This is a genomic window from Enterococcus sp. DIV0358 (assembly GCF_051713465.1).
Taxonomy (GTDB): domain Bacteria; phylum Bacillota; class Bacilli; order Lactobacillales; family Enterococcaceae; genus Enterococcus; species Enterococcus faecalis.
Genome location: NZ_JBIOPX010000001.1, coordinates 530,757 through 544,921 on the forward strand (window position 1 = coordinate 530,757; position 14,165 = coordinate 544,921).

Consider the following 14,165-nt stretch of genomic DNA (forward strand, 5'->3'; position numbering starts at 1 on the left):
AAGGCAGCCAAGTACTGACTGCCTTCTTGTTTTTTTTTGCAATAATTTTTTTATGAAAAAGTATTTTTTTAAGACATTTTGTTCTTTTTTGTATAGAATAGCTATGGAGCAATTTAGAAAATTGACAATTGAATAGAAAAGGATGTGAACAAATGGCAAAAGAAACAAATGTGAAGTTAGTCACGGTGAGTGTTTTTGTGGCAACATTTATGACAGCCATTGAAGGGACCATTGTGTCTACTGCGATGCCAACGATTGTCGGCTCGTTACATGGCATGGAAATTATGAACTGGGTATTTTCAATTTATTTATTAACGAATGCGATGTTAACACCGATTTATGGGAAACTTGCGGATAAAATTGGTCGTAAACCTGTCTTCATGATTGGCATTATCATTTTTATTTTGGGCTCCTCGTTGTGTGGCTTTGCCCAAGATATGTTGACTTTAATTATTGCCCGCGCAATTCAAGGTGTGGGGGCAGGTGCAATTTTACCAGTTGCATTAACGATTATTGCCGATATGTATTCATTGGACAAGCGAGCGAAAATTTTAGGTTTAAACAGTGCCGCCTGGGGAATTGCTAGTATTTTTGGTCCGTTAGCAGGTGGTTTTATTGTAGATACAGTCGGTTGGCATTGGATTTTCTTCATTAATGTTCCTATTGGACTTGTTTTATTGGGCTTGATTAGTATTTTCTTAGTTGAACCAAAGCGGGAACGGACCAAGATGCCAATGGATATTTTGGGCAGCGTTACTTTGATGGCCGTTCTGCTAACGTTATTGCTAGGTTTTCAAATGATTAGCGATAATGGTTTTACACTAGTAACATTTGGTTGTTTGAGTTTGAGTGTGCTCTTTTTTGTAGCGTTTGTGATGATAGAAAAACGCGCGCAAGACCCAGTGATTGATTTGCATTTATTTAATCAACCAACGTTTGTTTTAGTGAATCTTATTGCGGCGCTTATTAGCGGTTTCTTAATGGGGATTGATGTCTACATTCCGATGTGGATGCAAGGTGTCTTAGGAAAAAGTGCAGGAATTGGTGGCTTAGTTTTAGCGCCTATGTCGTTACTTTGGATGGCTGGATCATTTATAGCAAGTAGCTTTATGGAAAAATATGCTATGAAAAAAGTCTTAACGATTGGGTTATCGATTCTATTAGTCGGGGCCATCTTTTTAGTGGTAATGCCAATGGCCGTTCCGTTTTGGCTTTTCTTTGTAGTGTCTTCTGTCTTAGGAGTTGGTTTTGGGATTACTATCACAACGACTACGGTGACCGCACAAAGTACAGTGGATCCTGAAAAAATGGGGGTTGCAACATCGTTTAATACGTTGGTGCGTACAATTGGGCAGACTGTGATGGTGTCAATTTTTGGTGTGATTTTAAATGCAGGAATGTTTGCGAAATTGGAAGCGAGCGCGTTAAACGTCGATGCAGATGTCATGAATCAATTAGTGAATCCACATACTGCAAATTTAATTCCAGCTGCGTTGTTAAAACCATTACGCGGTATCCTCTATGCAGGTCTGCATAATGTTTACTTAGTCGGTGCGGGCTTAGTTGTTGTCGCTCTTTTGTTAAATATTTTTGCAAAAGCGCAACGAGCGAAGGTTTAGTGGTACACTAATAGAAAGAGTATTGGAGGGAAAAGTAGATGGCCTTTTTACAAGCAAATATTTATTCAAATGTATTGGAAATGGAAGTGAATGTGAACGTAATTTTACCACAAGAAACGGTAAAAAAAGTGGGCACAAGTACCCAAGCAGCATTGACAGATATTCCCGTGTTGTATTTATTACATGGGATGGGAGGAAATCACAGCGTCTGGGCTCGCAGAACCTCTATTGAGCGGTATGTCGCTAATTTGGGGATTGCTGTCATTATGCCGTCCACGGATTTAGCTTGGTATACGGACACGCAATACGATATGAACTATTGGACGTTTATCTCAGAAGAATTACCGAAAATTTGTCATCAACTCTTTCCACAGTTAAGTACAAAACGAGAAAAAACCTTTGCCGCTGGTTTGTCAATGGGTGGTTATGGCGCCTTGAAATTAGGATTAGCGAAACCAGAATCTTTTGCAGCCGTTGCTTCTTTGTCTGGGGCAGTCAGTTTATCATCCACTAGTTTTGGGGAATTATTAAAAGTCCGTAATCGAAGCTATTGGGAAGGTATTTTTGGCCCGTTAGATCAAATTGAAGGTTCCATTCACGATCCGCTGTATTTATTACAACAATTAGTAGAAAGCCAAACAGAAATGCCTCAATTTTACCTTTGTTGTGGGGAGCAAGATATGTTACTTTCTGCTAATCAACAGATGGCTCAAGCATTGGAACAGGCACAGGCAAGTTACACTTTTGAAACTGGACCAGGAGAACATGACTGGGTGTTCTGGGATGAATGGATTCAAAAAGCCTTGGCTTGGCTACCAATACCAAAATAGAGAAAGTAATTTTCAAGATTTATTTTAAAAATTAACCCTTGGTCCGTCAGTCGAAATGACTGACGGACCAAGGGCTTTTTTTATTTAGATGAAGATGTATTGTCTGCTTGCAACCCATCTAAGTAGGTTTTAACGGCTTGAATAAAGGCGGATTTTTGGTGGATGGAGTGTCGAAATTGAATGCTTTCCTCCATGTACGTTAACTCATTGTCGGAGACATATTGTTTCATGTGCAGCACTTGTTCTTTTAAATAGTCATCTCCGTTCAATACTTGCGAAACGAGCTGTTTTTCCTCCGTTGCGTCCATAATCATCCCAAATAAAAGATGTTGTAAAGACGTTACTGCTAAATGAGTCATTTCTGGTGAAAAACCTGCTTCTCTTAAAATGCCCATCATTTGATTCAAATGACGTAATCGTTGGGGATAGGCAGGGACGGTTTGGATTTCGATAGCTACGGCACAGGGAAATTGTTGATAGAGATCATAATAGTTTTCCATGAAGGCCAGTAAGTCAGAATACCATTCACCACATAATGCAGGTTCTTGAAAGTGCTCTTCAATCGCTTCAGCCATACTTTGAAGTAAGGCTTGCTTATTTTTAAAATACCAATAAATTGCGGGCGCCTGTACACCAAGCTGTTTGGCGACTTTACGCATAGAAAGTTGTTCTAAAGTGGGACTTTTTTTTAACAAAGAAAATGCGGCTGCAATAATCGTGTCTTTTGATAATTTCGGTTCCATGATTTTAGCTCCTATTAAACGTTATCTTCGTAAGTTTATCAAAAAGAAGGTACACTTTATGATAGGAAAAACTTGTGAAAAATTAACTTGTTCGCTTGTATTTTACCACTAAAAATGGTAAATTATGAATCGGCCTTATTTTACAGTGTTAAATTGGTGAAGTCAATGAGCAAATTGATTTTTTTGTAATGGGGAAGAATTCGCAGACCAACACTGAAGAAGCAGGGAACTATTTTAAGAAAGTAGGGATAAGATGGACCTTATTATTCAACACGCCAAAAAATACAAAGGCTCGGTAGTTATTGCCTTGTTGGCGGTGATCGTAATGGTTGTCTCAGCACTTTGGCAACCAAAATTGTTACAACAAGTGTTGGAAGCAATTATGAATGACGATAGCGACAAAATGAAAAACTTAGGGATTCAATTAATTGCCATTGCAGGATTAGGGCTCGTTGCAGGGGTTATTAATACAATTTTTTCTGCCAAAGTTGCCCAAGGTGTCAGTGCTGACATTCGTGAAGCAACTTTCCGCAAAATCCAAACCTTTTCATTTGGCAATATCGAAAAATTTTCAGCAGGTAACTTAGTTGTTCGTTTAACAAATGACGTTACTCAAATTCAAAATGTCATTATGATTGCGTTGCAGACACTTTTTAGAATTCCTTTTTTATTTATCGGGAGTTTTATTTTAGCGATGCTAACCTTGCCACAACTATGGTGGGTGATTGTTGCACTTGTCATCGCAGTTATTTTGATTTCTATGCTGTCCTTTTCGCAAATGGGCAAGCATTTCATGATTATTCAAAACTTGATTGATAAGATTAATGGTATCGCAAAAGAAAATTTGTTAGGCATTCGTGTCGTCAAATCATTTGTTCAAGAAAAAAATCAATTGTCACGTTTTACAAAAGTGAGTGAAGAATTAACCACCCATAACTTAATCGTAGGTAGCTTATTTGCTGTGATGATTCCAGCGTTTATGTTGGTGGCGAACTTAGCTGTTGTAGGCTCGATTTTCTTTGTGAGTAACTTAGTCAAGGATGATCCAACTTTAATCGGTGGTGTCGCTTCCTTTATGAACTATTTAATGCAAATCATGATGGCGATTATTATCGGCGGAATGATGATGATGATGACTTCTCGTGCCGCTGTTTCCATTAAGCGGATTAAAGAAGTGATGGAAACAGAACCAGATGTTACCTACAAAAAAGTCCCAGAACAAGAGTTAATTGGTAGTGTTGAGTTTGATCACGTATCTTTCCGTTATCCTGGGGATGAAGAAGATACCTTGAAAGACATCTCTTTCTCTATTCAGCCAGGTGAAATGATTGGGATTGTGGGCGCAACTGGCGCTGGTAAATCTACATTGGCACAATTAATTCCACGTTTATTTGATCCGACAGAAGGAAAGATTGAAGTTGGTGGTGTCGATTTACGAGAAGTGAACGAACACAGTTTACGAAAAACAGTTTCCTTTGTGTTGCAAAAAGCAATCCTGTTCTCTGGAACGATTGCGCAAAATCTACGCCATGGTAAACGTGACGCTTCTGAAGCGGACATGGAACGGGCTTCAGGCATCGCCCAAGCCAAGGAATTTATTGAAAAATTAGCAGAAGGTTATGATGCACCCGTCGAAGAACGGAGTAATAACTTTTCTGGTGGACAAAAACAACGGTTATCAATTACAAGAGGTGTGATTGGTGAGCCTAAAATTTTGATTTTAGATGATAGCACCAGCGCGTTGGATGCTCGTTCGGAGCGGTTAGTCCGAGAAGCGTTGGATAAAGAGTTAAAAGAGACTACCACGATCGTTATTGCCCAAAAAATTTCTTCTGTTGTCCATGCAGATCGTATTTTAGTATTGGATAATGGACGTTTAGTCGGGGAAGGCACGCATGAAGAATTAGCAGCTACGAACCCAGTGTATCAAGAAATTTACGAAACTCAAAAAGGAAAGGAGGAAGCTTAATGACTGATTTAATAAAAGCTAGTAAATTTTTCTATCATTATTTAAAACGTTACAAAGTTTCTTTCCTCTTTATTTTCTTAGCAATTTTCGCAGCGACTTATTTACAAGTCAAAGCGCCGCAATTCGTTGGGGAAGCTATTCAGGAATTAGCGAAATATGCGGTTAATGTGATGCAAGGAAAAGACGATAAAAGTGCGTTCGTTTCTGTCATTTGGAAACTACTCATTTTTTATGTCTTAACTAGTGCCGCTAGTTTCATTTATAGCATTCTCTTTACACAAGTCGTGGGGAAATCGACAAACCGCATGCGGATTGGTTTGTTTAACAAACTAGAAAAATTGACGATTCGTTTCTTTGATTCTCATCAAGATGGTGAAATTTTAAGTCGTTTTACTAGTGATTTAGACAACATCCAAAACAGCTTAAACCAAGCGTTGCTACAAGTATTAACCAATATTGCCTTATTGGTTGGTGTCTTAATCATGATGTTCCGTCAAAATGTGGAACTGGCATGGGCTACAATTGCTTCTACGCCAATTGCGATTTTAATTGCGGTCTTTGTGATTAGCAAGGCGCGCAAATATGTCGATTTACAGCAAGATGAAGTGGGTAAATTAAATGGCTATATGGATGAAAAAATTAGTGGGCAACGTGTGATTATCACCAATGGTTTACAAGAAGAAACCATTGACGGCTTTTTAGAGCAAAATGAAAAAGTTCGTGCAGCTACGTATAAAGGTCAAGTGTATTCAGGATTACTTTTCCCAATGATGCAAGGAATGTCATTAGTCAATACGGCAATTGTTATTTTCTTTGGTGGTTGGTTAGCAATCAATGGCTCTGTTGATCGTGCCGCTGCGTTAGGTTTAGTCGTTATGTTTGTCCAATATTCTCAACAATATTATCAACCATTAATGCAAATTTCTTCAGGTTATAGCATGATTCAATTAGCTGTTACAGGCGCTCGTCGTTTAAATGAGATGTTTGATGAACCAGATGAAATTCGTCCCGAAAATGGCGAAAAATTAGAAGAGATTAACAAAGCTGTGGCTTTAAATCATGTTGTTTTTGGCTATAATCCAGAAACGCCTGTGTTGAAAGATGTTTCTATTCATGTGGATAAAGGTGAAATGGTCGCTTTAGTCGGACCGACAGGCTCAGGAAAAACAACGATTATGAATTTAATGAATCGCTTTTATGATGTGAATGAAGGCGCCGTGACGTTTGATGGTGTGGACATTCGTGAAATGGATTTAGATAGCTTGCGTTCACATGTAGGCATTGTTTTGCAAGAGTCCGTTCTATTTTCAGGAACAATTCGTGAGAATATTGCGTTTGGTAAGCCAGAGGCCACGGATGAAGAAATTGTTCAAGCAGCGAAACAAGCGAATATCCATGAATTTATTGTAAATCTTGAGCAAGGCTACGATACTGAGATTACGGAAGAGAATAACCTTTTCAGTACGGGGCAAAAGCAATTAGTAAGTATTGCACGAACGATTATTACCAATCCAGAATTATTAATTTTGGATGAAGCAACAAGTAATGTTGATACAGTAACAGAAGCCAAAATCCAAAAAGCGATGGACGAAGCAATTAAAGGGCGCACCAGTTTTGTGATTGCCCATCGTTTGAAAACGATTCTAAATGCGGATCGGATTATTGTTTTACGAGACGGTGAAGTCATTGAAGAAGGCAACCACCATGAACTAGTTGAACAAGATGGATTCTATGCGGAACTTTATAAAAATCAATTTGTTTTTGAATAAGTCGAAAAAGAAGCAAAATGAGTCATTCTCATTTGCTTCTTTTTTTGCTATGCTAAATAGAAAAAGGAGAAATATCAATGGAAAAATGAGGAATGTGCGGCAATTACGGCGCACGTTTTTGGTGCTAAATACTTTATTTGTACTGAGTGTATTCAGAGAGAATCGATGGATAAAATCGGCGCTGCTTTTTGGTTGTTGGCTAATAGTTTTTTATCTGGACTGCAGTGGTTGATTTATCTTGGGGGCGAAAAAGGCTGGCTGATACATTTGCAGCGGTGGTATTATTGCGCGGTTCTTCTCCAAATAGCAGGCACATTGATTGTATATTTTTCGTTTTTTGTATAAAGGTCTCTCGTTTCTTGTCGGAGAATATGCTAAAATAAAAAGCAGCAGGGGGCGAGAAAACCATGGAAAAGCCAAATAAACGCAAAGCTGATTTAGAACGTACACGGCAAATTATTTTGTCTGTCGCTTCTGAATTATTCATGACAAAGGGGTTCAAAAATACCTCCACTCGTGAAATTGCTTTAAAAGCGAACATTACCCAACCGAATCTCTATCACCATTTTAAAAATAAAAAAGAACTGTATTTAGCTGTGATTGAAGAATTAACGTCCCGTGTTCAGGAAGAATTAGTCCCAATTGTTTCTGGAAATGCATCAGTAGAAGAAAAACTTTATCAATTAATCAAAGTTTTGTTAGATGAACATCCGACCAATCTTTTCTTAATGTTGAACGATATGTTTCAAGAAATGGGCCCTGATTACAATCGTACGCTGTATCAAATTTTCAAAAAAACCTATATCAATAATATTGCGGCTATTTTTGAAAGTGAACCTGAAACCAATTGCTTACAAGAGGGCATCAGTGTAGATGATGCAACTCGGTTTATTTTATATAACGTTAGTGCATTATTAAGTATTGAAAAAACGTACCAGCGAAAAACAGTGGATGACGATGTCAAAAAATTTATTCAATTTATGCTACATGGCGTTTTGAAAAGTCACAAATAAAAAATAGAGAAGCCCTGTTGAAAAACAGACTTCTCTATTTTTTTGTAAAATTCACTTATCAATCGATAAATAATTATTGATTTATCGATTGATAAGTGATATAGTTTATTTCGAAAAGAAGAAAGAGGTGAACCATTCATGTTTTTAGGATTTAATGAAATGAAGTATTCAAAAGGACGGTACGTACTTGTAGTCTTAGTAATGGTCTTGATTGCTTGGTTAATTTTTATTTTGTCAGGTTTAGCGAACGGTTTAGCTCAAGGAAATCGTTTAGCCGTAGATCAATGGCAAGCGAATCAAGTGGTTTTATCAAAAGAGGCCAATAGTAATTTAAATGTATCAGTGTTAGATGAAAACGTGAAAGAAACGATTTCAGGAGGCAAAATTGCACCGATTGGTCAACAATCTTTAGCCATCCGCCCAGCAGATGATAAAAAGGCTGAATTAACGAATGTTAGCTTATTTGGGATTGAAAAAGAAAGTTTTTTAATGCCAAAAGTGATTGAAGGAAACGCATTTACTGATAAAAATCAAGTGATTGCTTCAGAAACATTGAAAAATCAAGGATTTAAAATTGGCGACAAATTAACTGCAGGGAAATATGATGAGCAATTAGAAATTGTCGGCTTTATTTCTAAAAGTAGCTATAACATTGTGCCAGTTATTTACACTTCTCTGGATACTTGGCGGTCAATTAAATATGGTGACAATCCAGCAATGGCCAAAATGGTTAATGGTTTCATTGTTCGCAGCAAGGACAACGCGGAAGTTAAAACGACTAATAAAGACAGCCAAGTTCTTTCAATTTCAGATTTTATTGAAAAACTGCCAGGATACAGCGCTCAAAACTTGACCTTGGATGGCATGATTTATTTCTTGATTGTGATTGCAGCGTTCATTATCGGTATTTTTATCTTTGTGATGACTTTACAGAAAACAGCAATGTTCGGTGTCTTAAAAGTTCAAGGGGTGCCGACTAGTTTCTTAGCAAAGGCAGTCATGCTACAAACCGCTTTATTGGCTGTTCTAGGAGTGGCGATTGGTCTTGCTTTAACGGGAATTACCGTGCTCTTTTTACCAGAAGCGATGCCTTATGCAACTAATGGACCACGCATGATTTTGTTTAGTGTACTATTGATTTTATCTGCATTAATTGGCGGGGCATTTTCAATTCGAACGATTGCTAAAATTGATCCGTTAATCGCGATTGGAGGTTAGAGACATGGCAAATGTTTTAGAAATGAAAAATATTTATAAAAAATATGGTGAAAAACATACAGAAGTGATCGCGTTAAAAGAATTATCTTTTGCGGTTCAGCCAGGTGAATTTGTCGCAGTAATTGGTCCTTCTGGTTCTGGTAAAAGTACCTTTTTAACGATTGCAGCTGGTTTACAGGCACCGACAAGTGGTGAAGTCATTGTTGGCGGGCGATTACTAAATAAGTTAACGAAAAAGCAACGTTTGGCGCAACGTTTTCAAAAAATCGGCTTTATTTTACAAAGCTCTAATTTGGTGCCATTTTTAACAGTGGAAGATCAATTTCACTTAATTGAAAAAGTTGATAAGTCACGTAAAAATAGTGAATTAAAAGAGCAATTGTTAGAGACGTTGGGTTTAAAAGAATTACGAAATAGTTATCCTCGTGATCTCTCTGGTGGGGAAAGACAACGGGTAGCCATTGCGTGTGCATTGTATCATGAGCCAGACGTAATTTTGGCAGATGAACCAACGGCTAGTTTAGATACAGAAAAGGCGTTTGATGTTGTCCAATTACTAGCGAAAGAGGCCAAAGAGAAAGATAAAGGGATTATCATGGTGACACATGATGAGCGTTTGTTGAAATACTGTGATCGAGTGGTTCGTATTCGTGATGGTGAATTGACAGAGTAACAAAACAAATAAAAGAGAACATGATCGGATTGCTGGAGCAATCCGATCATGTTCTCTTATTTCTTTTCAATACAGAAAAGAACAGGTGGCTGATTTTTTTGATTAATAAACTCATAACGTAAGACACTGTAAACATCTTGTGGTAAGGCTTGCGTGTAATTCGTGACCAAATCAAGTTCCTCTGAACCACCTTCGTGGCCATAATAAACGACTAAAATAATGCGACTTCCTTTTACCAAATGAGGCAGTAACCCATCTAACGCCTGTTTAGTCGTAGTGGGTTTTGTAATAATTTCCTTATTACTTTTAGGTAAATAGCCTAAGTTAAAAATAGCGGCAGTGATTTCTGTTTCTTCATCTAGGACAGCATGAAGATGTTCATGTCCTAATGGAAATAACGTAGTTTGTGGGAGTAAATTAAGTTCTGTTAACTTTTGTTCTGTATTGATCAACGCTTCTTTTTGGATATCAAAGGCGAAAACTTCACCAGAAGGGCCAACCAGCTCTGCTAAGAATGCTGTATCATGACCATTTCCCATTGTTGCATCAATGACGAAGTCGCCAGGTTCCACCACTTCTTTTAAAAGTTGGTGACTAAAATGTAGGGCTGTTTGTAGCATTAATTGAAAACTTCCTTTCCTGAAATGACAGTATATTTTCCTTGATAACTGTTGCGGCGTTTCATTTCCGCATCAATCGCATTGAGAACTTCCCATTTTTTCAAGCTCCACATCGGTCCGATAATTGTTTCAAAGGGAGCATCGCCTGTCAAGCGATGAATAACAATTTCGGGTGGAATCATTTCTAACTGATCACAAATCACTGAAACATAGGCTTCTTTGCTCATCAATTGTAAGCGTCCTTCATTATAATCTCGCATCATTTTGGTATTTGTCATTAAATGAAGTAAGTGCAGTTTAATCCCTTGGATATCTGAATCCTGAATAGTTCGCCGCACATTTTCGCGCATCATGGCAGGTGTTTCCCCAGGTAGCCCGTTAATTAAATGTGTACAGACCCGAATCCCGTGTTTCCGTAATTTAGCCACACCATCTAGATATGTTTGATAATCATGAGCACGATTAATGGCAGCGCTAGTTTCCTCAAACGTGGTTTGCAAACCCAACTCTACCCATAAATAAAAGCGTTCATTTAATTCGGCTAAATAGTTCACTACCTCATCAGGCAAACAATCAGGACGGGTACCAATGGATAAACCAACGACACCTTTTTCATTGACTACTTGTTCAAACCGATGACGAATAACGTCAACGGGCGCATGTGTATTGGTGAAATTTTGGAAGTAAACAATGTATTGATCGACAGTTGGCCATTTTTGATGCATCAATTGGATTTCTTTTTGAAATTGAAGCGGCAGGGGATCGCTAGGTGCAACAATCATGTCGCCTGAGCCAGAAACACTACAGAACGTACAACCACCTTTGGCAACTGTCCCATCACGATTGGGGCAATCAAAGCCACCATCAATTGGCACTTTAAAAATCTTTTCACCAAACTGTTGACGAAGTGCATAGTTCCAAGTGTGATAGCGTTTATTTGGATCATCTGAATAAGGAAAAATTTGCATAATCAAGACTTCTTTCTAGCGTTGTTTGCTTTGAAATCGCCAAACAAAGCGTTTTTCTAAATAAATAGGGTAACTTAATAACAACCAAGCTAAACCAAGACAAAAACCACCTAAGATATCGCTAGGGAAATGGACACCTAAATAGATTCGACTAACCCCAATCATGAAAATCCCAATACCTAGTAAAATTTGCACACAAAGGCGGACCGTTTTATTTTTAATGAAAATTGGCAGAATCAATAAAATAGTGCCGTAGAACAAGGTACTTCCTACAGCATGTCCGCTAGGAAAACTATACGTATGTTCAGTTACTAAATGCTCCAAAGTAGGACGTTGGCGCATAAAGAATAATTTTAATAAAGAATTACCTACGCCAGCAATTAAGGCAGTATTAATAAAGAGCCATAATGCTTCAGCATAATATTTCCAAACAATAAATAGAGCAATGACAACGATCGCTAAGATGATAATCGTCAATGAATTGGCAAATTTGGTGTACCAAATAAAAAAGTTATTTAGCTGTGGAAAAGGACGACGAACAAAAGAAGTAATCGTTTGATCAAAGCCTCTGAGCCAGGTTGGATAAAAACGAACAACATAGCCTAAAAACATAAATACTAAAAGAAAACAACTACCTGCAAATTGATAATAAAGTTTGTTTTTCATAAAAAATCCTTTCAAAATTTAATCGCAACAATCCGTATTATACCATCAAAAGGGTAAAAAATTAAAAGATAATTTCATTGCCTGATTGGAGGGGATACAGATATTAAAAAAGTTCTGGCACCACAATCTCTCATTGTGGTGCCAGAACAGATGTTTTAAATGGCACATGTTTATTGATTATCATCATCAGGAGTATCAACGGTAATATCGCCGAATTCGCTAGAAAGGTTAAACTCTGTATCCGCACGACCATTCTTATAAGATGTTCGCTCTTTGTTTAAAAGTTGAACATCGCCTAATTTTGATTCACCTTTGATTGAAATGTTACGCAAAATTTCTCCAGAATTTACATAAATGTCTCCATGGACAAGAGCGACAGTTAATTTTTTAGGCACAGCAGGCATGTCTAAAGAAAAATCACCATTTTCACTTGAAAAGTTAGCTTCTCCTTTGAAATCACAGACGCTAATATCGCCATCTGTCGTTGTTACTTGGATGTTTCCGCGAGCATTTTGCACTCGAATATCACCAGAAATAGTCGTATTTTTGATTTCATCGAAATAGGCTGAATCCAACGTTATATCGCCGTCAGTGGTTTCAACTGTTGCTGTTTTAGCGGAAGTATCCGCTGAAAGGTAGATACCATCTGAAGAGTTAAGCGTCATTTTTTTGGCTTTAACACCCGATAGACTAACATAAGAATTTGGTAGATTAGTTGTTAATTCGTCTACGTTAAAAGCATTCAATGAAACTGGTGAATGGGTTGAGCCATCAATTACTAACTTTTTCACATTATTAGGAATCTGGACACTCACGTTCGGTGTGAAGTCACTAAAAATACCAATATTAAAGAATGACAATTCGGGTTGGTTTTGTGTGCGAGTGGTATTGATGGTTGCTGTTATTTTATTTTTTTCTTCTTTGACATTTAAGGTGCCTTCAGCTTTTGAATAAAAGGCATTATTCGGTGATCGTAATCCCATTTTGTTACTATCAGTTTTATAAATGGTATAAGGGCCTTTGCCTTTTAAGGATAAGTGAAGTTCTTCGCCTGCTTGTTTATTTTTTAGTGTATAACTTTCTTTTAGCGGTGTGACTGATTTTTCCGCTTGCTTGTAATAATAGACGGCGCCAGATCCACCAATTAGCATCGCTAAGACAGCAATGGATAAGAGAATCCCTGTTGTTTTTTTCATTAGATATCACCTCGTAAAACAGCAATGTTCCATTGGAAATAACGCTTAAAGACATGTGCTGAAAATTTTAAAATTGGTAGAAACAGTAACCAACCAATGATTGATGCACCAAATAAAAAGAGACTCATAGATAATTGGAAAAAGGAAGCGGCATTTGCCTGGGTAATAACAATATAAATACCATAAATTGGTGAAAATAAAGTTGCAGCTCCGGCAATGCCACAACCGACGTACATTAAGGCAATCCCTAAAATAACCCAAAACATGAAGAAAAAATTTAAACAGAAAATACCAAGCACTTGGAAAAATCGGGTTAGTGGCCGATGCTGTGGTCGTTGATAGTATGGAGAATCATTATCATAGTAAAATTCAGATTCTTCTTCATAGGGATGATCATAAGCAGGTGTAGCCGCTGGAATTTCTTGCCAGCCATTATTTTCAATTTTTCGTTCCGTCAATTCAATGCCTTGTTCTTTTAAAATTTCTTCTGCGATAACCCGTGGTTTCCCCAATGATTTTGCCACTTGTTCTTCTGTTTCGCCTTCCGCAACACGAGCATCAAATAACGCCTTGTATTTCGCAAGAATAATAGCTTGATCTTTTGGATTTAACGCTTTTAAATAAATTTTCAGCTCAATAATAAAATGTTCTTTATTCATTCCGCTCCCTCTTTCTACACGATTCATTTCTCATCTTAAACTATAATTTCTTTTTGGGCGAATAACAAGAGGAATTAAAAAAATCAGACTAAGGTAAAGAAGCATCTACAACTAAAGTCGCAGTTTTTTTCCGAGTAGTAACAAGAGAGGAAATCCATGTTAAAAAACATTACTTCTTTACAATCTAGTTACAGTAATATGAAATTTTGTTGAAGTGTTTTT

General features: G+C 37.5%; 14 protein-coding genes. 8 read left to right on the forward strand and 6 right to left on the reverse strand.

Features of this window, described 5'->3' with window-relative positions:
* Positions 1–152: 152 nt before the first annotated feature.
* The gene (locus tag IGK70_RS02645; protein ID WP_002407996.1) at positions 153–1,619 is read left to right on the forward strand and encodes an MDR family MFS transporter; all 1,467 of its coding nucleotides are present in this window, start codon (positions 153–155) and stop codon (positions 1,617–1,619) included.
* A gap of 38 nt (positions 1,620–1,657) precedes the next feature.
* Positions 1,658–2,449: an alpha/beta hydrolase gene (locus IGK70_RS02650; RefSeq protein ID WP_104855824.1), complete on the forward strand. Its 792-nt coding sequence runs from the start codon at positions 1,658–1,660 to the stop codon at positions 2,447–2,449.
* Positions 2,450–2,529: 80 nt separating this feature from the next.
* Here the strand turns inward: IGK70_RS02650 and IGK70_RS02655 are convergent, their stop codons facing one another.
* Entirely contained in the window at positions 2,530–3,192 is a 663-nt protein-coding gene (locus IGK70_RS02655; protein ID WP_010712038.1) for a TetR/AcrR family transcriptional regulator, read from the reverse strand.
* A 253-nt stretch (positions 3,193–3,445) separates the two neighbouring features.
* Here IGK70_RS02655 and erfC point away from each other — a divergent pair, with 253 nt between their 5' ends.
* From erfC to IGK70_RS02685, 6 genes are all read left to right on the forward strand, one after another.
* Entirely contained in the window at positions 3,446–5,161 is a 1,716-nt protein-coding gene (gene erfC, locus IGK70_RS02660) for a multidrug ABC transporter ATP-binding protein/permease ErfC (protein ID WP_002355662.1), read from the forward strand.
* On the forward strand, positions 5,161–6,930 hold the full coding sequence (gene erfD, locus IGK70_RS02665; protein WP_002358756.1) for a multidrug ABC transporter ATP-binding protein/permease ErfD: 1,770 nt from the start codon (positions 5,161–5,163) through the stop codon (positions 6,928–6,930). The genes erfC and erfD overlap by 1 nt, the downstream gene beginning before the upstream one ends.
* A 165-nt stretch (positions 6,931–7,095) precedes the next feature.
* Positions 7,096–7,275, forward strand: coding sequence for a hypothetical protein (locus IGK70_RS02670; RefSeq protein ID WP_224798916.1), 180 nt, complete (start codon positions 7,096–7,098; stop codon positions 7,273–7,275).
* 62 nt (positions 7,276–7,337) lie between these two features.
* Positions 7,338–7,943, forward strand: a complete 606-nt coding sequence (locus IGK70_RS02675; RefSeq protein ID WP_002355664.1) for a TetR/AcrR family transcriptional regulator — start codon at positions 7,338–7,340, stop codon at positions 7,941–7,943.
* Positions 7,944–8,081: 138 nt separating this feature from the next.
* Positions 8,082–9,161 (forward strand): ABC transporter permease, encoded by a 1,080-nt coding sequence (locus tag IGK70_RS02680; RefSeq protein ID WP_002355665.1) that lies wholly within the window; start codon positions 8,082–8,084, stop codon positions 9,159–9,161.
* Positions 9,162–9,165: 4 nt separating this feature from the next.
* Positions 9,166–9,834, forward strand: a complete 669-nt coding sequence (locus IGK70_RS02685; protein WP_104855995.1) for an ABC transporter ATP-binding protein — start codon at positions 9,166–9,168, stop codon at positions 9,832–9,834.
* A gap of 56 nt (positions 9,835–9,890) precedes the next feature.
* On the opposite strand, the gene IGK70_RS02690 is transcribed toward IGK70_RS02685, so the two are convergent.
* The 5 genes from IGK70_RS02690 to IGK70_RS02710 form a co-directional block, all read right to left on the reverse strand.
* A complete protein-coding gene (locus tag IGK70_RS02690) occupies positions 9,891–10,454 on the reverse strand; it encodes a class I SAM-dependent methyltransferase (protein ID WP_002368069.1) in 564 nt (187 codons plus the stop codon).
* Positions 10,454–11,422 carry a TIGR01212 family radical SAM protein gene (locus IGK70_RS02695; RefSeq protein ID WP_002355668.1) on the reverse strand — a complete coding sequence of 323 codons (969 nt, stop codon included), beginning with the start codon at positions 11,420–11,422 and terminating at the stop codon, positions 10,454–10,456. Before IGK70_RS02695 ends, IGK70_RS02690 begins: the two co-directional genes overlap by 1 nt.
* 15 nt (positions 11,423–11,437) lie before the next feature.
* Complete coding sequence (locus IGK70_RS02700) at positions 11,438–12,088, reverse strand: phosphatase PAP2 family protein (protein ID WP_002394236.1); 651 nt, start codon at positions 12,086–12,088, stop codon at positions 11,438–11,440.
* Between the two features lie 170 nt (positions 12,089–12,258).
* Entirely contained in the window at positions 12,259–13,284 is a 1,026-nt protein-coding gene (locus IGK70_RS02705) for a DUF4097 family beta strand repeat-containing protein (RefSeq protein ID WP_438775160.1), read from the reverse strand.
* Entirely contained in the window at positions 13,284–13,943 is a 660-nt protein-coding gene (locus IGK70_RS02710) for a DUF1700 domain-containing protein (protein ID WP_010710778.1), read from the reverse strand. The genes IGK70_RS02705 and IGK70_RS02710 overlap by 1 nt, the downstream gene beginning before the upstream one ends.
* Positions 13,944–14,165: the final 222 nt, after the last annotated feature.

Coding starts and splice junctions, on each gene's coding strand:
- IGK70_RS02645 (WP_002407996.1), top strand. CDS start 153: ATGGCAAAAGAAACAAATGTGAAGTTAGTCACGGTGAGTGTTTTTGTG.
- IGK70_RS02650 (WP_104855824.1), top strand. CDS start 1,658: ATGGCCTTTTTACAAGCAAATATTTATTCAAATGTATTGGAAATGGAA.
- IGK70_RS02655 (WP_010712038.1), bottom strand. CDS start 3,192: ATGGAACCGAAATTATCAAAAGACACGATTATTGCAGCCGCATTTTCT.
- erfC (WP_002355662.1), top strand. CDS start 3,446: ATGGACCTTATTATTCAACACGCCAAAAAATACAAAGGCTCGGTAGTT.
- erfD (WP_002358756.1), top strand. CDS start 5,161: ATGACTGATTTAATAAAAGCTAGTAAATTTTTCTATCATTATTTAAAA.
- IGK70_RS02670 (WP_224798916.1), top strand. CDS start 7,096: ATGGATAAAATCGGCGCTGCTTTTTGGTTGTTGGCTAATAGTTTTTTA.
- IGK70_RS02675 (WP_002355664.1), top strand. CDS start 7,338: ATGGAAAAGCCAAATAAACGCAAAGCTGATTTAGAACGTACACGGCAA.
- IGK70_RS02680 (WP_002355665.1), top strand. CDS start 8,082: ATGTTTTTAGGATTTAATGAAATGAAGTATTCAAAAGGACGGTACGTA.
- IGK70_RS02685 (WP_104855995.1), top strand. CDS start 9,166: ATGGCAAATGTTTTAGAAATGAAAAATATTTATAAAAAATATGGTGAA.
- IGK70_RS02690 (WP_002368069.1), bottom strand. CDS start 10,454: ATGCTACAAACAGCCCTACATTTTAGTCACCAACTTTTAAAAGAAGTG.
- IGK70_RS02695 (WP_002355668.1), bottom strand. CDS start 11,422: ATGCAAATTTTTCCTTATTCAGATGATCCAAATAAACGCTATCACACT.
- IGK70_RS02700 (WP_002394236.1), bottom strand. CDS start 12,088: ATGAAAAACAAACTTTATTATCAATTTGCAGGTAGTTGTTTTCTTTTA.
- IGK70_RS02705 (WP_438775160.1), bottom strand. CDS start 13,284: ATGAAAAAAACAACAGGGATTCTCTTATCCATTGCTGTCTTAGCGATG.
- IGK70_RS02710 (WP_010710778.1), bottom strand. CDS start 13,943: ATGAATAAAGAACATTTTATTATTGAGCTGAAAATTTATTTAAAAGCG.